Genomic DNA, 23,109 nt, shown 5'->3' with positions numbered 1-23,109 from the left:
AGGTCAACGGTGGCACGGGTGCCCCAGGGCAACGATTCCGACGGAATCCTCATCTGCGGGACACAAATGTCAGCTACTGAACCGTCGCGAGCCACCGGATTCGCCCAGCTTCGACGCAAACACCGCTGCTTGCGTCCGCCGCTCCATACCGAGCTTGGTCAGCAGACGCGACACGTAGTTTTTCACTGTCTTCTCGGCGAGAAACATCCGAGCCGCAATCTGCCTGTTGGTCAACCCTTCGCTCAATAGCCCCAACAACGTTCGCTCGCGCTCAGTCAGACCTGCCAACGGATCCTGCTTCTCCGTGTCCCTGCGAAGTTTTGTCATCAGCGCCGTTGCGGCACGGGTGTCTAGCAACGACCTACCCGCACCCACCTCTTTGATGGCTCTGGCCAGCTCCATGCCTTTGATGTCTTTCACGACGTAGCCGCTGGCGCCGGCCAAAATGGCCTCCAACATCGCCTCGTCGGAGGTGAAGGATGTCAGCATCAGGCATCGCAGGTCGGGCACTGCGGAGAGCAGGTCGCGACACAGTTCTATCCCATTGCCATCGGGAAGCCGGACATCGAGCACCGCCACGTCCGGTCGCAGAGCCGGAATTCTCGCCATTGCCTCTGCGACAGAGCCTGCCTCGCCGATCACGTCGAGCTCGGCGTCACCACTGAGCAGATCAATCAATCCTCGTCGAACAACTTCATGGTCGTCGACCAAGAACACCGTTATCATCGCGCGTCCTTCCAGATGACCTCTAAGGGCAACGTAGAGGCGGCGGGCCAACTTCTGACATTTCTATAATGGTGTAGGAAGAAGCATTCGCGGGCAGCTAATTTGAATGTTTCACGTTGCGCGGTCCTCGAAGTTGTGCACACCGCGTAGTTAGTGACGTACCAATAGGACCGAGCAGTCTGGGTAGCCCACGATCGGATGGCAGTTCGGGGTGACCAGGTCTGGAAGCTCATCAGCATCGGCCTCTCCTACCACGGCTAAGCCGATTGCGTGGCTGTGAATTTCACTCCCCCGGGGCCCGGTACCCGCGGCCACCACTTGGACGGGTACGTCCGGATACCGGCGAATCCAGCTGTCCACTCGACGATCAATCTGGCGCACCACCGCGCGGCGGCGGCGCCCTTCTTCCATCGCCTGATGCACGACCTCGTCGTTGTCCGGGTCATCATTCAGAACGACGGCGATCACGCCGTGTTCGGTCGGCGAGCCGTCGGCCGTGGTGCGGATGATCGCCACCGAGCATCGCGCGTTCGCAACCAAACTGGCAGCAGTTGGACCCAGCAATTCGTCGGACGCCCACCCCCGCCGAGCACGCCCGACACAGACCATGGCCGCTTCGTGTGATTCGCCGAGCAGAACTGCAGCGGGATCACCGACCAGGATCGCCGTCTCGACTTCTACCGGCAGTTTCTCGCCTTGCACCGCGTAACTCGCCTCAGACAGCGCGATTTCGCCACGCTCCCACTCCCAGTCGGAAACCGGTGCGGATGATGCGGACGCCGCGGGACGCTTGATCACATAGACAAGCCGAAGGGGCACCTGACGACTAATCGCCTCGTCGATCGCCCATCTGGCCGCGTTGAGTGCCGCCGGCGAGCCGTTGACACCCACCAGCACCCACTTGTGGTCCACCTGGAACATATCGGCTCCCAAATAGTCATGAGATCGGCTTCTAAATCAGACTATTGCGGTGTCGCCAACCGGGAAGGGGTCCTAAGACCTCATCTAGTGGGCCATTCGTCCCGGAGTCACAACACGGTTCAGGCTTCAGCGGCCACCCGCTGGTTCGCGCACGGGAAGTGCTGCCAGCAGTGATTCCACCCAATACCGATGGTTGGCTGATGACTTCAGATCGGTCCCATTGGCGACAAAGATATGACGAGCCCGCCGGTATAAGTCGTAGGTGAGGAGACATTTCAGCGATTCGCAGTTTCGTCGGCTGCGCAACATAGGTTACCGATGCGGGTCATAACTCGGTCCAGAACTAAGTCGAACGCATCGCCGTCGTCGACCACACGATCAAGGCTCTGACGCCGCAGGAAACCCTCCAGGCGGCGGTCTAACGTCCAATCGAGGTATGTGCTGTTATCGGCGTACGCCGACGCCAAGAAGCCGCTCGCAAGGGTATCGACGTTCGAGTCGGCCAACAGCGATCGATCGCTCAGGGTGGATGTCATCTCACTCTTTTCGTCTTCACGGTACGACAGGCTCTATCCACTTCTGATTCAGAGCAATTATTCGACCGTCCCCGATCACGAAATAGGGTCTGAAGTCACCGTCGTGACAGCTGCGAGCAGTGGTCGAGACCTGAATCTCTCGGCTCAGCGATTACGCACGACTATTACCGGTGTCGTTACGGCCTGGGCCACCGCAGAACTCACCGAGCCCAGGAGCAGGCCGGAGAAACCGCCGCGCCCATGACTTCCCAGGATGACGAGTTGTGCCTGCGCTGATTCCTCGATGAGCCAGCGGGCGGGCTGATCGCACACAAGTTTCTGTTTCACATTCACATCCGGATACTGGTCACGCCAACCCGCAAGGCGCTCGGCCAGGACCTCTTGGCCTTCGTCTTCCCTTTGGCGCCAGTCCATCCCGAGGATCGAAAAGACCCCGACATCACTCCATGCGTGCAGTGCCAACAGATCCGTACCTCGGTGCGAGGCCTCTTCGAAAGCCCAGGCGGTAGCAGCTTCCGACGCCGGCGAGCCATCAATTCCCAGCAACACAGGGCCGCCGTCAGCGGGATCGGTGCTTTGATCGCCATGAATCACCACCACAGGGCAATGCGCATGATGCAGGAGTGCAGCAGTGACTGATCCCAACAGCAAGCGCGCCAACGCGCCGATTCCCTGATTTCCAACGACGATCATCGATGCATCGCGCGAGGCCTCAATCAACGTCGGGACAGTCCGTGCGTAGAGCACTTGGATTTCCGACTTGGGCGGAGTCGAACCGCCGATTGCAGCATCTAGTGCCTCACGGGCTTCGGCGATGACCACATCGACGTGTTCTCGTTGCCACTCCGGCATGCTGGTGCGCAACTGGCCCGCCGGCCAACCGACTACCACGGGTTCGGCGGCATGCATAATCGTCAGCGGCATCTTTCGCATCATTGCCTCCCGGGTCGCCCAGGCTACCGCGGCGTCAGAGGCTTCCGATCCATCGACGCAAACCAGCACTCCGTATTTTGTTTCGGTCGTGGACATTTGTCGGCATCCTCGCGTTGTCATTGCTCGGCAACCAGCCCGGCTGTTTAACGCATCGACGTCGTTATCGCCAATGGGTTTTGGCAAATAGATAAAGACAGTCGGCCTGGGAGATGTTGGCAGCTATAACGATATGCGTGAGTCGTAGCAGCCGTTAGAGCCCTTGGACTCTGCTCCACGCGACTTTTGTCACCTATCGCCATCGCTTCGCCGGCTGGGCTACCGCGACGCTGACAAGAAGTCCAGTGAGTGGTTGAGATTGTCTTGCGCGGGGTCAGTCAGACCCTCCTGAAGTTCCCACTCGTACCCGCGGATGGCCAGCAAGTAAGCGTCGGGTACGTAGTCGAAGCACTGCTGGCTGGTTGCCAGGATGGACGGTATGGAGATCGCGTGCGAGGTGAAGCTGAAGTCCAGCTTCGGCTGCGGGCGGCTCATGACAAACGATTGGACTGCAGCGTCTTTCGTAGCATCCACAAACAACACTCGCCTGTACCGGCTGATCAGATCAGCGTCTTCGAGGTTCAGCTGGTAAGTACGGCGCAGGCGTGCGTGCGGCCGAGGACGGATCTGCTCGAGCCGGTCTATAAATGCCCAGCCCAATCCGTCGTCCTGACGTCCGTCGTTGCCGATGCCGTAGATCAGCGACGTGGGGCTGTCGAAGAGCCCAAGCGTGACGCGGTGCGGTTCAGCGTGCACGCTCATTTAGCACCCGCCCCTGCGCGTCCACCACGGTGACTGTCAACGGCATCTGGCCGAGCGCGTGGGTGGCGCAGCTCAGGCAGGGATCATAGGCGCGGATCCCTACCTCGATGGCGTTCATCATGCCCTCGGTGATCTTAGCCTGGCCGCCGAGGTAGTCCTCGGCGACGCTGCGGACCGTCCGGTTGAGTACCTGGTTGTTCTGGGTGGTTGCCACGATCAGGTTGGCGAAGGTGATATTGCCTTCGCGATCGGCGCGATAGTGGTGCAAGAGGGTCCCCCGGGGGGCTTCCACGACACCGACCCCGTTCCCGGTCCAGGCATCGGCGCCGGGTGACACCACCAGGTCATCCTGTTGCAGGTCGGGATCGTTGAGCAGGTCCTTGACAACCTCGGCGGCGTGGATGATTTCGATGGTGCGAGCCCAGTTGGTGTGCAGCGTCATGTTATTGGCGCGCCCGCCGGTGTAGGCGTGAAACTTCTCCAGCGCTTCGGCGGCGATTGGGGTTGAGAGGGTCCGTGTGACGTTGAGCCGGGCCAGTGGGCCCACCCGCACGGACCCCGCGTCCCGGCCGAGGTCGGTGAGGAACGGGAACTTCATGTAGGTCCACTTCTCGACACCCTCGGAGAAGTGATCGAGATAGTCGCGGTAATCGAACTCGCGGACGAGCTTCTTCTGCTCGTCGACGATCCTGAGCCGTCCGTCGTAGTAATCGACGTTGCCGTCATGGTTCACCAGACACATGTTCAGCGCGGACACGTTGGCGAAGCCGTCGACCTGGGCACGGTACTCGTCGTGGAAGTCGTAGAACATCTGCAGACCCAACTGGGCGTCGTCGATGACCTCGTCGATGGAGGACAATCCGTCATCGCCGCGCAGGAATCGGTCGACGTCGGCCGCCGTGAGGCTATTGTTTACGCCGCCGGGCACCGCGGAGAGGCCATGCATGCGTTTTCCGAAGACGGCGGCGATGACCTCTTGGCCCCACTTACGCAGCCGGACAACGCGTTTGACGAGAGCAGGGTTGGCCTCGATCAGACCGATGAAGTTGCGCTGTTCGGGGGCGGCGTCGATCCCGAACAACATCTCCGGCACCACCAGGTAGAAGTAGGCGGTGACGTGGGATTGCAGCATCTGTGCGTAGTGACCCAGTCGGCGCATCTTGATCGCGGTCGGGGTGAGATAAGTGCCTGACGTCGGCCCGATCCCGATCATCTCGTCGAGGGCCTTCGCCCCGCCCAGATGGTGGCTGACGAAGCAGATCCCGCAGATCCGCTGCATGAGAACTGGTGCTTCCCAGTACGGGTGGCCCTGGATGAACTTTTCGTAGCCGCGGAACTCCACCACGTGCAGCTTGGCGTCGACGACGTTGCGGTCGTCATCGAGTTCGATGACCACCTTTCCGTGTCCCTCGATTCGGGTGACCGGATCGATCACGAGTGTTGTTGCCACAGAGGTCATTCCCCGATCAGTCGAAGTGGTTGAGAGACCGGGGCAGATTCACCGGACGTCCGTCGACGAGGTCCTCCAGGACGTCGAGGATCGCGTCTGCTCCCGGCGGGCAGCCCGGGATGAAGTAGTCCATGTGCACGACCTCGTGGCACGGGTACACGTTGTTGGTGAGGATCGGGATCCGATTGTGGTAAGGCACCACCGGGCCGGCGTCAGGCGGCGCCGTCGGGGAGTTCGTGTATGCCTCCGCCACACAATCTTTGAGCCCCACCAGGTTACGCAGCGCCGGGACACCACCCCAGATCGCGCAGGCGCCGACCGAGATCAGAACGTCGCAATTGCCCCTGAAATGCCGCAGCGTCTCGATATTGTCCTCGTTGGCGACACCGCCCTCGATGAATCCGATCGCGCACCGCTCCGGAATGCGCTTGATGTCGGTGAACGACGACCGCAGGATGGTGATCTTGTCCAACAGGGCGATCATCCGCTCGTCGATGTCGAGCAACGACAAGCTACATCCCCAACAGCCGCATAGGCTGATCATCGAGACCTTGATCTTCCCCGCGCGCTTGGCCGCTAGCTCAGGGTCGAACGGGGTGGCCGGAAGTTCGTGCGAAGCAAACTCATTAGGGCTCGACGTCGTCACCTTTGTTGCCTCCGCGATGCTTCCAGCGCCCGGTCTTTCACCGATTCGACGTCGTAGCGCCGCGCGCCGATAGGCTCGTCGTATCCCACCCCTTTTTCGAGAATCGTTCCCACCGGGCAGATGTCGACGGCCGCGCGGACCTGCTCGCGGGGCATCTTGTTGGCGAGTTCGAGGTCGATCTCGATGCGGGCATGCGGGCCGCGGCCGTTGATGCTGAAGATCTTCTTGCCGGTCTCGTGATCGCGGACGAACTCCACACAACGTTGGCAGAAGATGCAGCGGTCGCGCTCCAGCCAGATCGTGTCCGCCGCATGGTCGGCAACCCGCTCGGGGAACTGGTAGGGGAAGCGCGACACCATCATGTCCACCTCGTAGCCGACCCCCTGCAGCGTGCACCGGCCAGCCTTTTCACAGCTGGGGCAGTTGTGGTTGCCCTCAGCGAACAGCAACTCCACCAACGCTTTACGCGTGTCGGTGGTCTCGGGGTCGTTGACCTCCACCCTCATCCCACCGCTGACCTCGACCGCACAGGCGGGGGCGACCTCGCCGTTGACCTTGACCGAGCACACCCGGCAGGTGCCCAGGACAGGATGTTGGGGCAGATAGCACAAGGTCGGGATGTAGACGCCCGCCTCCGCGGCGACGTCGACGAGTGTCCTGCCCTCCTCACAGGTGACGGTTTTGCCGTCGATCTCGATCCTGATGGTCACGGCGACTCCTGGGGTGCCAGCGCGGCAACGGCTTGGGCATAGCCGGTCAGCTCATCCTCTGGATCGAAGGACGGCAGCAGCTCGCCGTTGCGCTCACGAAGTCGGGACGAGTAGATATCCGGGAACTTGTTCAGCGTGGTCAGGATCGGATTCGGAGAAGTAACGCCCAGCCCGCATCGGCTGGTGCGAGAGACGATCCCACCCCAGGAAACCATGTCGTCGATATCGGATCGGGCTGCCCGCCCCGCGGCTACCAGACTCACCTTCTGCCGCAGCATCACGTTGCCTACGCGGCAGGGCACACAGATGCCGCAGGATTCGTCGACGAAGAACTGCATGAAGTCCCCGACGATGTCGATCAGATCGCGGTCGTGATTGAACACCATGAAAGAGCCGTTGCAGGACAGATCGTCGTAGGCAAGCCCGCGGTCGGCGTCGGCGGCCACCGAGAGCATTTCGCCAGACGGACCGCTGATCTGTACGGCCCGCGGGTTGTCGGCGCCGACCATGTCGAGCACCTGACGCAACGTCACCCCCCACTCCGTCTCATAGATCCCGGGAGCGGCGCAGTCGCCGGCGACGCTGAGCAGCCGGGTGCCGGTTGATCCCGGGACACCCATGGCCGCGAACCACTCGGCACCCTCCTGCATGATCCTGGTCACCGCGGCGAAGGTCTCGACGTTGTTCACCACCGTTGGCTTGCCCCGGAACCCGTGCTCGACCGGAAACGGCGGCTTGAGTCGCGGCGTACCTCGCTTGCCCTCACAGGACTCGATGAGGGCGGACTCGTCGCCGCAGATATAAGCGCCGGCACCCAACTGGATCCGGACGTCGAACGCTTGCCCGAGTACTCCATCCTCGCGTAGCTCTGCCAACTGTCGCCCGAGGTAGGCCTGCAGGTACGCGTACTCCGCGCGCAGGTAGAGAATCCCTTGCCGGGCGCCGACGCTGTGGGCGGCGATCGCCATGCCCACAAGTACCTGCTTGGGCGAGTACGTCAGCAAAGCACGGTCCTTGAAGGTCCCCGGCTCACCTTCATCGGCGTTACAGATGATGTACTTTTCGTCGCCGGTCGCAGCGCGGCAGAACGTCCACTTCTTGCCGGTGGAAAACCCAGCACCGCCACGTCCCCGCAAGCCAGATTCAGAAATGGTGGAGACCACAGCCTCAGCAGTCATCGCCTTGCAGCGGCGCAAAAGCGCGCGGTAGTCGGTGTCACCGCAAAAGAACACCGGCCCGGACGTACGCACGGCGGTGCGCGTAAGTGCATCGACGTACGCCAAGTCATCGCGGGGCAGGCCAGCCGGATTGGCGATTTGCGCCGGCGAATCACCCATTTTCAGTCTTCTGACGATCTCGCGGACCGAAGCCGGCGTCAGATCTGTGAATACGACGTCGTCGATGAGCATCGCTGGTTCGTGATCGCCCATCCCGATGCACGCGGTTTCAAAAAGCCCGAAATCGGCTGAGCCGGGGCCGCCGAATCGCGTTCCGGTCTCGAGTTCTAGTGCCTCGAACACTTGGCGGTAGCCGTGCATTTTGGCGATGACAGTGTTGCTGAGATAGATCCGATGACGACCCGAGGGCGTGGTGTGTAAGAAGTGGTAAAAACTCGCGGTCTCCAAAACATCCTTTGCGGATAAACACAGCCAGTCGGCTATCACCGCGGCGGCTTCGGCGGAAATGTAGCCCGACTCACGTTGCACATGCCACAAGATGTCGATGAGCGAAGTGCGGTCTGGCTGCCGCCCATTGAGAATTCGCGCGATAGCGGAGGTCACATCCGCCTTGGCTTTGACGATGACGCTCCTCCTCTCGGTGGCAGACCTTGGTCTCGAGAGCGACCCGCCGCTCACCACGGCGCTGAGCAGCCTTGCGCCCCGCGCTGTCCGGGACGTTTGAGCACAATCACTGGATCGTCTGTCGCGGACATGATCGAGCCTAGTCCGATGAAGATCTCGGCGGGAAGGACCTGCCAACAAGTATTCGATCAGTTCCACGTTGGCCGCCCCGGCAAGGATGCGCCGATTCGTCCGCGCAACAACGCAATCCAGTTGAGCGGCAACCGAATCATTACGGCCTCACGCACCTACCCGTGCACACCACGGCCCACGGGTTTGGGGTCGGTATCGGGTTGCAGTAATCGGTTGAACATCACAAGCCGTCTACGCCGCCCCGTCCAGGCGCCGAGCCATTTCACGGTTCGCTGAAGTACGGGCCGAGCTCTGCCGTTCCCTGAGAGGGTGGGAGATGTTCAATTCGATTGCCGCCGCATCGGATTCCTGCAATGACCGGCGCATTGGTGTTGAGGTGCTGCCGCGCTTCTGCAAGCAAGCACTCGTTGGAAGCACGGCACGTAGTGCAGGTGTCACTTCTTGGGGACGAACGGCATCGAAATGGGGCCTAACGGCCCCTCCATAAAGACAGTCGGCTCTATAGCCTGACGTTGAGTCAGTTCAGATTTCGGCCGTTGGCCATCAAGGCAGGAGTGCACATGGACCAGCTGCATTCGACGACGGCGGACGTTGGGCACCGACGATTACAGGGTCCATCAATGCCGCCAAGTGGGCGATCGAACAAACAGTGAGCAGGAAGATCCCCTCAGTTAATCCCGAAACCCGTAGCAGTTCACTTGAATTGGCCGTTGCAGGCAGAGCCGAGGCCGATCAGATCGCCGAGCTTGCCGGTGCCAAATGCCATCCGATTGCGGGCTCCCGGCCACTCCATGCTGGTTAGCCGTGATTGATCCGAAAGGCCTAGCGATGAATGAGTCACCCACACCTCGCCCAATTTTTGTCGGTATCGACGGCTCAGAGGCGGCAATACGCGCTGCGATGTGGGCGGTTGACGAGGCGGTGAACCGCAACGTCCCGGTGCGTCTGCTGTATGCGATTGAGCAAAAGGACACCGTGGCTGCGGATTCGGAGGCCGCGGCACACGAGCTCGCCACCGCAGAAGCCGCAGTTTGCCGCGCATCGACCGCAATCGAAGCCACGGGCCAGCCGGTAAAAATCGAGACGGAGATTGTCCAGGGGCCGCCGACCAGGTCGTTGATCGACGCGTCGGCACTCGCGACCATGGTGTGTGTTGGTGCGGTCGGATCACACAACTTTCGACCGGTTCGGGTGGGCTCCACCGCGGTGGCTCTGGCCCTATCGGCGAAGTGCCCGGTGGCCATCATTCGTGAGCCCCACGACCGAACCGGACCGCGACTGCATCGGATCGTGGTCGAAACGGACACGTCTTCTGACAACGGTGTGCTGCTGGACGTCGCTATGCAAGAGGCCCGGCTGCGCAACGCCACCGTGGAGGCGATCATCTGCCGGCGAGTCGTGTCGGACGATGCGGCGGCAGCGGGCGAAAGGTATCGCCAGACACTCGCAGACCTCGATCGTCGGCTGGCCCGCTGGAAACGCTGCTATCCGGATCTCGGGGCGGAGTCGGTGGCGGTCCACAGCACCTTCATGGAGTTTCTGGCTTACAACTGCCGATCGGTGCAGCTGGTGATCATGGGCACCCACAACCGTGAGCATCTCAAGGAACTTCTCGGGCCAGTCGGCGGTGCCGTACTGCAGGACGCCGACTGTTCGCTGCTCATCGTCAATCGCTGACAAGAATGAAATGGGGTGATTGCGAATATGAGGAATATCGAATCAGATTTCCACGTCCCTTCCTCGAGCGGCCCGCATGTCACTGCAAGTTCATGCTGTGCCCGCGCCGTCTGCGGCCGACTGACCGCACCAATAGTCCGGCCGCCGGTCGATCGAACCCAACGCTGCTCAATTAGCCGGCACGAGTTGGTTTTCCACCTCGAGGACGCGGCGGGTGGTCTTAATGACTGTGTCGGGGTTCAGGCTCATCGAATCGATGCCGATTTGAATCAGGAACTCGGCCATGTCGGGGTGATCTGAGGGTGCTTGTCCGCACAGTCCCGAGTGAATCCCGTTGCGCCGACAGCCCTCAACGGCCAGGCGAATCATTTTCTTGACACCTTCGTCGCGTTCGTCGTAGTCGAAGGCCACGATCTCGCTGTCCCTGTCGACACCGAGGGTGAGCTGAGTCAGGTCGTTGGAGCCGATGGAGAAACCGTCGAAACGCTTGGCGAATTCGTCGATCAACAGCACGTTGTTCGGGATCTCGCACATGGCGTAAATCTTGAGCCCGTTCTCGCCCCGACGTAGACCTAGGTCTGCCATCGTCTGAAGGACGAGATCAGCTTCGGCGATTCGACGCACGAACGGGACCATCAGAATCACGTTCGTCAGACCCATCTCGTCACGTACACGTCGCATCGCACGACACTCGAGTGCGAAACCCTCGGCATAGGCGGGATGCGCGTAGCGCGAAGCCCCGCGGAATCCGATCATCGGGTTGCTCTCCGATGGCTCGAAGGTTGCACCGCCGATCAGGCTGGCGTACTCGTTGGTCTTGAAGTCCGACATCCGCACCACAACGGGCTTGGGCCAGAAGGCGGCGGCGATGGTGCCGATCCCTTCGGACAAGCGCTCCACGAAAAAGGTGCGTCCATCGGGATAGCCGCTGGTGAGCCGATCGATCGTACGACGCGCCTCGGAGTCCTCGACCTTCTCGGGATGCAGCAGAGCCAGCGGGTGCACCCGGATGTACTCACTGACGATGAATTCCATCCGGGCGAGTCCCACGCCGTCGTTGGGCAGCGCCGCCGTCTTGAAGGCGAGGTCGGGGTTCCCGAGGTTGACCATGATCTGGGTTCGCGGCCGCGCGAGATCGGCCACCTCGGTCCGGTCGACACGGAAACCGATCTCACCCCGGTAGACACGGCCCGTGTCGCCTTCGGCGCACGACACCGTCACAGCGGCGCCGTCGGGCACGGACGTGGTCACGTCGCCCGCGCCGACCACTGCTGGGATGCCGAGTTCACGAGCGACGATCGACGCATGGCAGGTGCGACCGCCGCGGTTGGTGATGATCGCGGCGGCGGACTTCATGATCGGCTCCCAGTCCGGCGTGGTGGTGTCGGCGACTAATACCTCGCCGGGGTTGAATTCGCAGAGATGCTCGGGATTCTCGATTCTTCTCGTCACGCCCGAGGCGATCCGGTCTCCGACTGCGCGGCCCTCGGCGATAATCTCCCCACGGCCTTCCAGCACGTAGTTTTCCACCGCCGTTGCGCTTTGCTGCGAGGCCACCGTCTCGGGGCGGGCCTGGACGATGTAGAGCTTCCCGTCCAGACCGTCCTTGGCCCACTCCATGTCCATCGGCCGCCCGTAGTGCGCCTCGATGGTGCACGCGTAGCCGGCCAACTCAAGGACGTCCTCATCGGTGAGGCAGAACCGGGCGCGGTCATACTTCGGCGTCGGGACGTTGCGCGTCGTGCTCTTCGTGTCACCCTCGACGAGGATCATCTTCACCGCCTTGTCGCCGATGCGGCGACGCAGCACCGCGCGGTGGCCCGCGAGATAAGTCGGCTTGTGGACGTAAAACTCGTCGGGGTCGACGGCGCCCTGAACCACATTCTCACCAAGGCCGTAATCGCCTGTCACCAAGACAGCGTCGCGAAACCCCGACTCGGTGTCGATTGAGAACATCACTCCCGACGACGAGATATCGGAGCGCACCATCTTCATCACACCGATCGACAGGGAGACCTTGAAGTGGTCGAAGCCCCGGTCGATTCGGTAGTGAATGGCGCGATCGGTGAACAGGCTGGCGAAGCACCGGCGGCACGTGTCCAGCAGACTCTGCTCACCCTTGACGTTCAGGTATGAATCCTGTTGGCCGGCAAAGCTCGCCGTCGGCAGATCCTCAGCGGTAGCCGAACTCCGCACCGCGAGACTTACTTCCTCGCCGTACTCCTGCTGCAGCTTTCGGTAGCCGGCCAGAATCTCTGCGGCCAGGTCGTCGGGAAGCCCAGCGCCATAAACGATCTCACGGGCGCGCTTGCCCCTACGCGCCAACGCGGCGACGTCGGTGGGGTCGAGCCCATCGAGCTCGGCATGCAGCCGGCCCCACGCGTCGGCCTCGTCCAACACATGCCGATAGGCCTGGGCGGTGACGGCGAATCCGTACGGAACACGCACGCCCTGCCCGGACAGATGCTGGAACATCTCGCCCAGCGACGCGTTCTTTCCGCCGACGAGTGGCACGTCATCGATGCCGAACTCCTCGAAAAAGCGGACATACCCGGATGCACTCATGACTTGTCCTCTCAGGTGGTCAGCTCTACCTGCCACAGCTCCACGGGTGCCAACCTCCCACAGCGGCAAGGACCGTTGCCAGGGCCGAAGGTCACTCCTTCGATATCGCGTCAGTCCGTTTGAAACACATGGAATTTGGTGGGTTTTGCAGGCACCGATCGAGCGGGCGGCCGATGCCCGGTCAGCCCGGAAACCGGACTGTGGTCCCAGGCATCAGCACAACGACCCGACCATGGCACTCCACTTCGACTCCGGCAGCATCGCGCGGATCCACGCTGATGATCACGCCCTTACCGCTGACCCGCAGGTGTAGGTGCAGACCTCGGTAACGAATCGGGAATGCCAGCACACCAAGGTTTTCCGGCCAGTGCGGGGAGAGGATGATGCGGTTGGACCGAGTCTCCATCCCGGTAAAGCACCGCTGCAGGAGATCCACGCTGCCGGCCATCGCCGCCAGGTGGACGCCTTCTGACGTTGTACCGCCCTGGATATCGGACACATCGGATTTCAGCGCCTGCTGAAAGAATTCCATTGCACGATCACGGTTGGCCCTGGCGAGTACCCAGGTATGCACCACACCGCTGAGCGTCGACCCGTGCGACGTACGGCCCAGATAGTAATCAACCATGTCGGGGACGTTGTCCGGCGGGTAGCGGTAGCCGAGCCGCTCGAGAAGCTCACACAATTCCGTGACCGACATCAGGTAGAGCAGCATCAGGGCGTCGGCCTGCTTGGAGGCTTTGTACCGGTTTGCGTCGTCGTTCTCCGCCTCGAGGATGCGGTCCAGACGTTGGATGTTGCCGTACTGGCGCCGGAGACGGTCCCAATCCAGTTCCTCCAGTTCGCCATATCCCTCGAACTGGCTGATGACGCCGTCGTGGAAGGGGACATACATCCTTCGGCTCACGTCATCCCAGCGCGCCAGTTCCGCCCCGGTCAGTCCAAGGGTTTCCAGGAGATCGAGTCGGTTCGGCAGCGGTAGCAGTTTCAGTGCGTCGAAGGCGCGCATGATCACCCACACCGCCATCACGTTGGTGTAAGCGTTGTTGTCGACGCCGTCATACGGCGCGTCGGGGTAGCCAGAGTGGAACTCGTCGGGTCCGATTACCCCTCGGATGCTGTAGCGTTCGCGATCCTCGTCGTAGGTGGCCCTGCTCACCCAGAAGCGTGCGATCTCGGCCAACATCTCCGCGCCGTAGTCGATCAGGTACGCGAGATCGCCGGTGACCTGGTAGAACTTCCATGCGCTATAGGCGACAGCGATGCCGATATGTTGGGCGCGGGCGCTCGAGTCGGGATTCCATCGGCCGCTGCGCGGATTGAGGTGGAGCTGTTGGCTTTCCTCGCGTCCATCGCTGCCGGATTGCCACGGGAACATCGCACCGCAGTATCCGGCCGCCTTCGCGGCCTGACGTGCTTCGGGCAGGCGCCGGTAGCGGTATCTCAGCAACGCCCTGGTCACCATGGGCAGCCGCAGGTTGAGGACCGGGTAAATGAATAGTTCGTCCCAGAAGATGTGCCCGCGATATGCCTCGCCGTGCAGTCCGCGTGCAGGCACCCCGACGTCAAGGTCGCAACTGTTGGGTGAAACGGTCTGCACCAGATGCAGGAGATGTAGTCGCAGGATGCGCAATTCGTCGGTGAGGTCTTCGAAGTCGATGGACAGGCGCTCCCACAGATGCGCCCACTCCTGCACGTGCCCGTCGCGCAACTCGGCGAACCTGCCAAGTCGCCTCAACCATCGCTCGGCCTCGGCAGCAGGCTCCGACGTCGCGACATCGCGCCCGGTAAAGAGTGTGACGGTCTTTTCCACCGTCACGGCTTCACCAACCGAGATCTCGACGCAGATACCGTGCCCAATTTCGGCTGCCTCGTCGACCAGACGGTAGATCGCCGGGATGGGAATGCCGTCCCGCCACACACTGTTTCGTGCCGCCATGGCAATCGGAACGCGGGATTGATTGGTCTGGACCGCTAGGAGGACGGAGTCGGCACAGATCTCCCGCTTTCCCACCAAATCAAGATGCTCGTTGGCCAAGTCGCGGTAGCGCTCGACCAGCGAATTGGTGACATTGCCGTCTAGTGTCGAGCGAATTTCGATTGTCCCTGACCAGTCCTCGGCGAGGATCGTCGTCTTCAGGGCAGCGACGTGGGGCATGTGCATGGCGACGAATCGTTGCTGTTTCAACAAACTAGTGCGTCCGGCGTCGTCGCAGAACCGCACTTCCCTGGTCAATACCGCACCGCGCAGATCCAGGGTCTGTCGGTAGGTCAGCACCGTGACCGCGTCGATGTCGAACCAGCTACCGCCGTTGACTCGGAACGTCAAGGGCAGCCAGTTGGGCAGGTTGACCAGACTCTCGTTGTCGATGGCCGTACCTGAAACGTCGTCGATAAGGCGGTTGTAAATCCCAGCGGCATAGGTACCTGGATAATGGACCTGGTCGGCCATCGATTCGGGCGCAGCACCGCGGGTGGCGAAATAACCATTTCCCAACGTACACAATGCCTCGCGGAGCTTCTCGCTCGCCGGATCGTACCCTTCGTAGGTGAAATCCCAAGCCTGCGTTGAGTTCTTGTGGTTGTGCGCCAGCCAGTTCGCTCCGCGCCGGACGAACTCCCGCACCTGATCGGGACTCTGCAGACTGAAACGGGCGGCCGTCTTGCGTTCGCCGTCCTCGTCGTGTCGCACCACAATCCCGATGCCACCCAATTGGACTGCGTCAAAGGCGTCTTCGTCGGTGAGATCATCTCCGATGTAGATCGGTAGCAGAGAACCTGAAGGGTCGATGCGAGCACGGATCCAGGCCAGTGTGGTTCCTTTGTCCCAGTCGATGTCCGGACGCAACTCGACAAGCATCCGCCCATTCGTCAGTCTTAGGCCATCGCGTCGTCCGAGTTTATGTATGGCGGAGACGATTTCGCTGACGCGTTCGGGTGCGACCTCGCGGTAATGGACCGCGACGGCGAAGCGTTTGTGCTCTACCCGAACTCCGGGAATCTGTTTCAGGCTTTCGCGCAACTCGGCAGCCGCACGCTGGAGGACTTCGACGGCGGCGGCAGCCGATTCGTTTTGGTGATAGGTGCCGTCAGGTTCCGTCAACTCAAAACCGTGACTGCCTGCATACCAGATACCGGGTATCTGCACCCGGCTACGGATGTCGGCCAGGTCGCGACCGGTCAAGATGGCGACGGGACATTGCGCAGCAAGGGTTTCCAGTGCCTCGGCCGCTCCGTCCACCAGGGTGGCGGAGTCCGGATCGTTGACGATAGGGGACAACGTGCCGTCATAGTCGAGAAATAGCATGGGTTTCCGGGTGCCGAGCATGCCGATCATCTGGCCGTATGACCGGACCGCGTCGGGGAGCTTCGACATTTGTCTGTCACCCGTGCGAACAGCGACGTCGTCGAGCCGCGCGACAACAACGTCGGCGCCGCAGCTCAGCAAGTTGACGGCAGGACCGGCGCAGTCGAGTCCGATGACGAGTGCGAAACCGCCACTATGGGCCGACGCAACCCCTGCCTGGGCGTGGTCGACAACGACACACCGCCCCGAGCGCACACCGAGCCGGCCGGTTATTTCGGACAGAGCCGAGGCAGGGCCGCCATCGACGCACATACCGAAAAGGTTCTCAACGCCAGCGGCTTTCAAGCGCCGTTGACCGCCTGTCATCGAGTAGACAGCTGTGGCGACCCCCGCGTCGAGCAGTGTTTGGACCAGCTTGATAGTCGACTCTGAAACCTGAACACCGTCAATGTCGCTTAACACAGCGTCGAGGTTGAAGATCACAGCGTCGTGGTGGCGAGGGTCGATCGTGACGGGTGGCGTCATCGCGATGTCCTTGCGGGCTGCTTTTCTACACTGCTGTACTTTGGTGGGCCGATGTCTTCGGGATCGGCGGCCATCTCGAATAGCCGCTCAGCGTCGTCGCGAGTGCAGCACGCGGTGCCGGGAGTCAAGAGCATGGCGGCACCGGCTGCGATGCCTAGTCGCACCGCCTTTTCGAGTTGCCAACCGCGGCTGAGGCCCACGGTGATGCCGGCGGTCATGGCATCGCCGGCCCCCACGCCACTGCCGCTGGGCACCTTGACCGGCGAGTAGCGCTTGCAGCCAGTCGATGTCGCAAGCAGCGCTCCCTCGGAGCCGAGTGACACGACGACGAAATGAGCGCAGCCGCGGTCGACGAGTTCGCGCGCAGCGGCGAGTTGGTCTGTATCGGTGATGAGCGCCCGTCCGACACATTCACGAAGTTCCCGCAGGCTCGGTTTGAGCAGAAAGACACCGGAGGTGACGTGTCGCAGTCCAGCCCCAGAGGCGTCGAGAATCAGCCGCGCACCACGCTCTGCGCAGATGCCGGCGACCCGCTGATAGAAGTCGGCGGGCACACCGGGCGGCAGACTGCCACTGGCAACAACGAAGGCCGCAGATACTGCTGCGGCACTGAGCCTTTCGAGGCACTCTGCCTGCTCGGCGTCGGTGAGCGACGGTCCCGGGAGCACGAACCGGTACTGCCCGCCGGTGCTCGACTCGTCGACCGTGAAGCTTTCCCTGGTGGCACCTGTCACGTTGATCCGCTGCGCCGGAACGCCTGATTCGGCTAGCAGATCCGTCACCTTGTCGCCGGTGTTGCCGCCTGCCGGAAAGAGCGCTAGCACCGGCGCTCCGAGCACATGGGCGATTCGCGCGACATTGATTCCGCCGCCGCCGGGATCGTAACGGGGCAGCGCGCAACGCATCTTATTGGTGGGAATGACCTGATCGGTATGCGTGGTGATGTCGAGCGCCGGATTCATCGTCAGGGTGACGATAGTGTTTTGCGATCTGACCGGCGTTGTCATTTGCACCTGTTCCGCTCCGTTGGGCTGCATTAAGGCAGCTAGTCCGTGTGACCCGGCAATGTCGGAACCCTCAGTTGCGCGTTTCTCGAGCAACGATGACCGGCACACGGGCCAACAGGACAACTGCGGCGCTTACCGAGCCCAACAACATTCCGGCGAATCCACCCCGGCCGTGGCTACCTACAACGACCAGCTGCGCCCACTCGGATGTCTCTACGAGTTGACGAGCCGGCTCATCGCGCACGATGTGCCGTTGCACGGATACGTCGGGGTAACGTTCAGCCCAGCCGGCCAGTCGCTCCGCGAGCACTTCGTCCTCCACCGCCCTCAACTCTGCCCAGCGCGGACCCGGGAAACTGAAGATGTCGTCCCACATGCCAACTGGGCTCCAGGCGTGTAACGCCACCAGCCCAACCTTCCGGCGCGAGGCTTCATCGAACGCGATCACGGTCGCCAACTCTGATTCCGGTGAGCCGTCGATCCCCAGCAGCACCGGGGCCTGCGCGGCATCGGCAGTCACCTCGACGCCGTCATGGATCACGGCGACCGGGCAATGCGCGTGATAGACCATGCCAAAGCTCACCGAACCCAGGTGACGTCCCCGCAACGTCCCGGTACCGAGGCAACCCACCACCACCAGATCGGCGTCCCGCGATAGCTCAACTAGTGCAGGAACTGTTACAGCAGCGGGCATTTCGCATTCAATCCGCGCCGATCCGCGCTGGTAACTATCGAGGGCGAGCTGGCGGGCCTCGGCGAGTACTTTTCGTCCGTGTTCGCGCTGCGCACGCATCCACTCCGGCACCAAGGACGATTCGAGCCAATCCCCCGCGGTCGCCGGCACAACATGCACCAATGTCAGCGCAGCTTTACGCAACTCGGCGTCGCGGGCGGCCCACCGGACCGCGGACAGCGAGCCTGGTGAACCATCGACGCCGACGACGACCCCGGAGAGAGTATTGAACTTCGACATGGCACCGTCCTGATTACTTTGCTATGCCGATTGGGGTGGGGTGCGGTAGACGGCGGCGCCGGCGGTAACTCCTGCGCCGGCGGCGACCAGCAGAAAGCGGCCGCCTGGCACGAGTTCTGCTGTGGCGCTTCGGATTGCTGCTATCAGCGCAGCGGTATGTGTGGCGTGGTCATCGGTGCTCACGATCCGTTTCACCGGAATCGCGAGCTGGGCGGCCAGTGCCACCCGAAAGCCGTGCCGTGCGGGCGCGACGACAATGGTGTCGATGTCGGCGAGGTCAAGAGACGCCGCCGCGAGGCAATCGCGGACCACCTCGGCCCCGGCCGCGGCGAATTGCTCATCGAGCGAGGCTGATTCGCTGAATTGAAGGACATTGCGGGTGCCGTCGAGCCCGACTGTCGCACGAAGATTTTCACCGTCGTCTGGGGTATTGGCCCAGTGCACCCGACCCAGTCCGAATTCGTCGTCGCGCCAGTCACATAGCATCGCCGCTCCTACCGGGGCGTACGGAAATCGCTCGCTCATGCCGTGCCCTGGGTCGGCGTCGCTCGCGACGATCAGGGCGCAGTCGATGGCGTGAGACCTCAGGAATCCATCGGCGATCTGTAGTGCTGTCAGGACTCCGCATGTTCCGTTCGAAATATCGAAGGAGAACGTCCCGTGGGCGTCTTCGTGTGGGTCCTCGGAATTGGCCCCGATGTCGTCCTGGATGAGCGCCGCGAGGGCCGGCTCCGCCAGATTCTTGTCGCGATAGATGCCGGTATTGATCAGCAGATCCACCTCGGAGGGCGCTCGGCCTGCCCGCTGCAAACACGTCGTCGCCGCCGCGACCGCCAGACGCAGTGCGCTGTGCCGGTTACGCCAACCGCCATGAGTGACGTGGAGGCGATCAATGACAGTGCCCATAGCGACCCACCAAATCCTCATCGACGCGAAGGAGAACGACTCCGATCTCCAGCCCTGAAGCCAGCGCGATCAAAGCGATGGTCTCGCCCGGCAGGACGCGGCCGGCTTCGAGTTCTTCCACCAGCGCGACCGTGTGGGTCGTCGATGCGGTATTTCCGTACCGATCGACGGTGATCACCGCGTCGTGCTGTGGACTGTCGCCGAATTCAGCAGACATCGCCACCATGCCTTTACGTATTGCGCGAGCAGAGGTCTGATGCGTAATCACATGATCGATGTCATGCATCGCTATGCCAGCGGCCTCGAGTACTTCGTGCAGTAAGAGCGGGGTGTTGGCGATGGCTGCCCGCTGGATCCCACGCGAATTGGTGAACATCCGGGCGCCGGGATCATGTCCCTTGGGGAAGGCAAGGCACAGCCTGCTGTAGTCGGCAATGGTGGTGAATCCGGCGATATCTATTCCGGCGGACCCAGGGGTGGCGCGTTCTAACAGCAGGGCCGCTCCAGCGTCCCCCAGGGTCAGGCATGCGAGCTCTTTGCTCATGATGTTGCGGACATGCTTGGCCGCGTTCTGGCCGAGTTGCGAGATGTATTCGCCGCTGACCACCAACCCGCGCTGCACGGTGCCCTGCCGGATCCAATTGTTGAGTACGGTGACTCCGGTCAGCATTCCTGCGCACGCGTTGGAGATGTCGAAAGTCATTGCCTTATCGGCCCCGATGGCCCGGGCCACAGCAATGCTCATCGTCGGTTCCAGCCACTGGGTGAGGCCGCCGCGAAACTTCGTGATGCTGCAGTTGATCACCACATCGAGAGACGCGGCGTCTTGTTGTGCTCTGTCCAGACAATCCCGCGCTGCAGCGATCGCCAGGCTGAAGGAGTCCTCGTCCCCAACCGAGACGTGACGTTCGTGGATGCCTGTCAGACGTTCCAGGTCGATGTGCGTGTGATGACGCGTGGTCGCCATCAACTGATCCGTCGTGAGCACGCTGGCTGGCAGATGTCGGCCGGCCCCGGCCAGTCGGGCGCGAAACGGCGCGGCGGGTCCGTCACCCTCCATCACCAACCAGTGTTTGGACATTCGCCCCTCTCCCTGTGCTTTCACAGCATGGGTTGTGAACGCGTCCTTCCAACAGGGCATTTGGACCCTAATGAGCCGTAATTGATTTGAATTCAGCACTTTTCGATGAACTGGATGACCGAGGCCGGGTGGTGACATACGGCAGATCGAGCGGTGACTTAGTGCCCTTCTGCCCAACGAATCGGTGACAAAAGCTAGCAACATTGACCAACAGGGTGGTCGTACGTGGCCATTGCCGGCACGGCCGTAATTGAGGAGATCACGATGGCAGTCCGAGTGGGCGTGAACGGCTTTGGCCGTGTCGGCCGAAACTTCTTTCGTGCCGTGGAAGTTCAACGCGCGGCTGGTACCAGTGACATAGAGATTGTCGCTGTCAATGACCTCACGGATAACGCAACGCTGGCGCACCTGCTCAAGTACGACTCTGTCCTGGGACGCCTGCCGCACGACGTATCAGCAGATGGCGAGGACCTCGTGGTCGGCGAGCAGCGGATCAAGGCGTGGTCCATCGCCGACGGGCCGACGGCGTTGCCGTGGGGAGACATCGGTGTGGACGTCGTCATCGAGTCGACCGGTCGCTTTACGCCGGCGGAGCTGGCCCGCGGCCACCTCCACGGCGGGGCCAAGAAGGTGGTGGTGTCCGCGACTTCGAAGGGTGCGGACCTCACGGTTGTGATGGGTGTCAATCACCGCGACTACGACGGCAGCCAGACGGTTGTTTCCAATGCCTCGTGCACCACGAACTGTCTGGCTCCGATGGCGAAGGTGCTCGATGATGCATTCGGAATCGAGTACGGACTGATGACCACCATTCACGCCTACACCCCGGCCCAGAACCTGCAGGACGGCCCGCATCGCGATCTTCGCCGCGCCCGGGCAGCAGCAGTCAATGTGGTGCCCACGTCCACAGGTGCCGCCCGCGCGATCGGCGTGGTGCTGCCCCAGCTCGAGGGCCGCCTCGACGGCTACGCGCTGCGGGTGCCGGTACCTACCGGTTCAGCGACCGATCTCACCGCCACCGTCCGGGAACCCGCGACCATCGCGGCAGTCAACGCAGCATTTGCGAACGCGGCACGCGATGAGCTCAGGGGCTATCTCTCTTACACTTCGGATCCCATCGTGTCCTCCGACATAGTGACCGATCCGTCGTCGTGCATCTTCGACTCTGGGCTCACGAAGGTCACTGGAAACCTGGTGAAGATTGTCGGGTGGTATGACAACGAGTGGGGTTACTCCCATCGCCTCGCCGACCTGACCGGCCTTGTGGCTTCTACCTTGTGAGCCTCCTGCAGCCACCCGAATGGCCCGTCGGTTCCCGCAGCCACCCTACAATCGGGCTCGCTTCTGCCTTCAAAACCTATTCCGTTGTCGTCAACACTTCGCTCAACGGCAGCCGTGGCGTCGGTTCCGGCTCTTCGCCTGCCGGCTCGAGTCCAACCCGGACCAGCGCCTGCGGTACAGCGTCTTTGCCACCCGCCAACTCCCGCAGCAAACTCCGACTCGCCTGCACCTCCATAATGTGCGTCACCGGGCACGTTGCCAGTCCCGCAACGGTGCACTCAAGGAGAATCGACGACATGATCCGGCCGCAGTTCAGGGCGTCCAACCGGGTGTCGCCGCGAGTGCAAAGAAGCAGCACCTTGGCTTGATCCGCGACTGTGGCAGATTTTCGCTGGGTGTACCAGCGGGCGGGAAAGCGCCGCTGCACGTCGACCTTCCGGCTTTGGGATTCTGACACCAAGGCACCTTGCGGAATACCATCCGATTCTCTCGAAGGTTCAGTCCACCAAGTTAATTCATGGTGGTAGTCGTCGTCATAGCGACGCATAGACTCGGCGAATTCTGACACTTGCGTAAGCCGCGGCCGCAGATCCTCGCCCAGCGTCTGAACGGTAGCCAGGTTGTGGTCGTAAGCACTGAGCAGTATCGGTTCAAACGATTCCCAATCCGATGGTGCGCGGAACGGACGTCGATCGGTGTGACGCTGCGATATCGCCTTCGCCCGATCCCTGCGGGCCGTGGCGACAGTGCCCACCCGCGAAAAACCAACCGTGGCGAGATGGTCAAGATTATTCGGGTTGGGGAATAGGTCGATCTGACAATCCCATCCGACCGCTGCCATTGCCACCACAAAGTGGTCTAACGCAGCGCCGCAGCTAATGATGGCTTCGCGGCCAGAGGTGTCCGTTGCCGGCACGAATCTGAGGCGATCAGCGAATAAGTCCACGCTCGTGCGCGCAGCAACCCAACGCCAGGGTTGGCTGTTATGCAGGGAGGGTGCGCGGCATGCCAATCCTATTGCCCTGTTGATCGTTCCCGCGTCCACTAACGTTTGAGTCATTTCCCTGACCCCTCTCTATCAATGCTGACTCCACCTTTGTGCTTTATGCCCGCCGACAACCCGGTCCTTCGGG

General features: G+C 61.9%; 17 protein-coding genes. 2 read left to right on the top strand and 15 right to left on the bottom strand.

The window, feature by feature from the left end:
- Positions 1-69: 69 nt before the first annotated feature.
- From dosR to ACZY1I_RS28060, 8 genes are all read right to left on the bottom strand, one after another.
- Positions 70-726 carry a hypoxia response regulator transcription factor DosR/DevR gene (gene dosR / locus ACZY1I_RS28095; protein WP_463760283.1) on the bottom strand — a complete coding sequence of 219 codons (657 nt, stop codon included), beginning with the start codon at positions 724-726 and terminating at the stop codon, positions 70-72.
- A 150-nt stretch (positions 727-876) separates the two neighbouring features.
- Positions 877-1,647, bottom strand: coding sequence for a universal stress protein (locus tag ACZY1I_RS28090; RefSeq protein WP_463760280.1), 771 nt, complete (start codon positions 1,645-1,647; stop codon positions 877-879).
- A 680-nt stretch (positions 1,648-2,327) separates the two neighbouring features.
- Positions 2,328-3,212, bottom strand: a complete 885-nt coding sequence (locus ACZY1I_RS28085) for a universal stress protein (protein ID WP_463760276.1) — start codon at positions 3,210-3,212, stop codon at positions 2,328-2,330.
- A gap of 219 nt (positions 3,213-3,431) precedes the next feature.
- Complete coding sequence (locus ACZY1I_RS28080; protein ID WP_463760274.1) at positions 3,432-3,914, bottom strand: hydrogenase maturation protease; 483 nt, start codon at positions 3,912-3,914, stop codon at positions 3,432-3,434.
- Positions 3,898-5,373, bottom strand: a complete 1,476-nt coding sequence (locus tag ACZY1I_RS28075; RefSeq protein WP_463760271.1) for a Ni/Fe hydrogenase subunit alpha — start codon at positions 5,371-5,373, stop codon at positions 3,898-3,900. Before ACZY1I_RS28075 ends, ACZY1I_RS28080 begins: the two co-directional genes overlap by 17 nt.
- Before the next feature lie 7 nt (positions 5,374-5,380).
- A complete protein-coding gene (locus ACZY1I_RS28070) occupies positions 5,381-6,010 on the bottom strand; it encodes an NADH-quinone oxidoreductase subunit B family protein (RefSeq protein ID WP_463760267.1) in 630 nt (209 codons plus the stop codon).
- Positions 6,007-6,720, bottom strand: coding sequence for a 2Fe-2S iron-sulfur cluster-binding protein (locus ACZY1I_RS28065; RefSeq protein WP_463760263.1), 714 nt, complete (start codon positions 6,718-6,720; stop codon positions 6,007-6,009). The genes ACZY1I_RS28070 and ACZY1I_RS28065 overlap by 4 nt, the downstream gene beginning before the upstream one ends.
- A complete protein-coding gene (locus ACZY1I_RS28060; RefSeq protein ID WP_463760261.1) occupies positions 6,717-8,501 on the bottom strand; it encodes an NAD(P)H-dependent oxidoreductase subunit E in 1,785 nt (594 codons plus the stop codon). The genes ACZY1I_RS28065 and ACZY1I_RS28060 overlap by 4 nt, the downstream gene beginning before the upstream one ends.
- A 981-nt stretch (positions 8,502-9,482) precedes the next feature.
- Here ACZY1I_RS28060 and ACZY1I_RS28055 point away from each other — a divergent pair.
- Positions 9,483-10,331, top strand: a complete 849-nt coding sequence (locus ACZY1I_RS28055; protein WP_463760258.1) for a universal stress protein — start codon at positions 9,483-9,485, stop codon at positions 10,329-10,331.
- 168 nt (positions 10,332-10,499) lie between these two features.
- On the opposite strand, the gene ppsA is transcribed toward ACZY1I_RS28055, so the two are convergent.
- The 6 genes from ppsA to ACZY1I_RS28025 form a co-directional block, all read right to left on the bottom strand.
- A complete protein-coding gene (gene ppsA, locus ACZY1I_RS28050) occupies positions 10,500-12,896 on the bottom strand; it encodes a phosphoenolpyruvate synthase (protein WP_463760255.1) in 2,397 nt (798 codons plus the stop codon).
- A gap of 181 nt (positions 12,897-13,077) precedes the next feature.
- Complete coding sequence (gene otsB, locus ACZY1I_RS28045) at positions 13,078-16,728, bottom strand: trehalose-phosphatase (RefSeq protein ID WP_463760253.1); 3,651 nt, start codon at positions 16,726-16,728, stop codon at positions 13,078-13,080.
- Positions 16,725-17,735 (bottom strand): 1-phosphofructokinase family hexose kinase, encoded by a 1,011-nt coding sequence (locus ACZY1I_RS28040; protein ID WP_463760251.1) that lies wholly within the window; start codon positions 17,733-17,735, stop codon positions 16,725-16,727. The genes otsB and ACZY1I_RS28040 overlap by 4 nt, the downstream gene beginning before the upstream one ends.
- A gap of 70 nt (positions 17,736-17,805) precedes the next feature.
- Positions 17,806-18,708, bottom strand: a complete 903-nt coding sequence (locus tag ACZY1I_RS28035; RefSeq protein ID WP_463760249.1) for a universal stress protein — start codon at positions 18,706-18,708, stop codon at positions 17,806-17,808.
- 21 nt (positions 18,709-18,729) lie between these two features.
- Positions 18,730-19,614 carry a 3-oxoacyl-[acyl-carrier-protein] synthase III C-terminal domain-containing protein gene (locus tag ACZY1I_RS28030; protein ID WP_463760247.1) on the bottom strand — a complete coding sequence of 295 codons (885 nt, stop codon included), beginning with the start codon at positions 19,612-19,614 and terminating at the stop codon, positions 18,730-18,732.
- Positions 19,598-20,695 (bottom strand): 3-oxoacyl-ACP synthase III family protein, encoded by a 1,098-nt coding sequence (locus ACZY1I_RS28025; protein ID WP_463760245.1) that lies wholly within the window; start codon positions 20,693-20,695, stop codon positions 19,598-19,600. Before ACZY1I_RS28025 ends, ACZY1I_RS28030 begins: the two co-directional genes overlap by 17 nt.
- A gap of 264 nt (positions 20,696-20,959) precedes the next feature.
- Here ACZY1I_RS28025 and gap point away from each other — a divergent pair, with 264 nt between their 5' ends.
- Positions 20,960-21,976, top strand: coding sequence for a type I glyceraldehyde-3-phosphate dehydrogenase (gene gap, locus ACZY1I_RS28020; RefSeq protein ID WP_463760243.1), 1,017 nt, complete (start codon positions 20,960-20,962; stop codon positions 21,974-21,976).
- Between the two features lie 76 nt (positions 21,977-22,052).
- Here gap and ACZY1I_RS28015 read toward each other — a convergent pair whose 3' ends face one another.
- A complete protein-coding gene (locus ACZY1I_RS28015) occupies positions 22,053-23,036 on the bottom strand; it encodes an Acg family FMN-binding oxidoreductase (RefSeq protein WP_463760241.1) in 984 nt (327 codons plus the stop codon).
- Positions 23,037-23,109 lie beyond the last annotated feature (73 nt).

The organism is Mycobacterium sp. IDUB_37, from assembly GCF_055419245.1.
The sequence above is the reverse complement of the archived record's forward strand: the minus strand, read 5'-3'. Positions and strand labels throughout refer to the sequence as shown.

Bases quoted from the DNA above. Each gene is read 5' to 3' on its own strand.
- ppsA (WP_463760255.1), bottom strand. From the start codon at position 12,896: ATGAGTGCATCCGGGTATGTCCGCTTTTTCGAGGAGTTCGGCATCGAT.
- gap (WP_463760243.1), top strand. From the start codon at position 20,960: ATGGCAGTCCGAGTGGGCGTGAACGGCTTTGGCCGTGTCGGCCGAAAC.
- ACZY1I_RS28015 (WP_463760241.1), bottom strand. From the start codon at position 23,036: ATGACTCAAACGTTAGTGGACGCGGGAACGATCAACAGGGCAATAGGA.
- ACZY1I_RS28080 (WP_463760274.1), bottom strand. From the start codon at position 3,914: ATGAGCGTGCACGCTGAACCGCACCGCGTCACGCTTGGGCTCTTCGAC.
- ACZY1I_RS28090 (WP_463760280.1), bottom strand. From the start codon at position 1,647: ATGTTCCAGGTGGACCACAAGTGGGTGCTGGTGGGTGTCAACGGCTCG.
- ACZY1I_RS28030 (WP_463760247.1), bottom strand. From the start codon at position 19,614: ATGGGCACTGTCATTGATCGCCTCCACGTCACTCATGGCGGTTGGCGT.
- otsB (WP_463760253.1), bottom strand. From the start codon at position 16,728: ATGACGCCACCCGTCACGATCGACCCTCGCCACCACGACGCTGTGATC.
- ACZY1I_RS28085 (WP_463760276.1), bottom strand. From the start codon at position 3,212: ATGTCCACGACCGAAACAAAATACGGAGTGCTGGTTTGCGTCGATGGA.
- dosR (WP_463760283.1), bottom strand. From the start codon at position 726: ATGATAACGGTGTTCTTGGTCGACGACCATGAAGTTGTTCGACGAGGA.
- ACZY1I_RS28025 (WP_463760245.1), bottom strand. From the start codon at position 20,695: ATGTCCAAACACTGGTTGGTGATGGAGGGTGACGGACCCGCCGCGCCG.
- ACZY1I_RS28040 (WP_463760251.1), bottom strand. From the start codon at position 17,735: ATGACAACGCCGGTCAGATCGCAAAACACTATCGTCACCCTGACGATG.
- ACZY1I_RS28055 (WP_463760258.1), top strand. From the start codon at position 9,483: ATGAATGAGTCACCCACACCTCGCCCAATTTTTGTCGGTATCGACGGC.
- ACZY1I_RS28035 (WP_463760249.1), bottom strand. From the start codon at position 18,708: ATGTCGAAGTTCAATACTCTCTCCGGGGTCGTCGTCGGCGTCGATGGT.
- ACZY1I_RS28075 (WP_463760271.1), bottom strand. From the start codon at position 5,373: ATGACCTCTGTGGCAACAACACTCGTGATCGATCCGGTCACCCGAATC.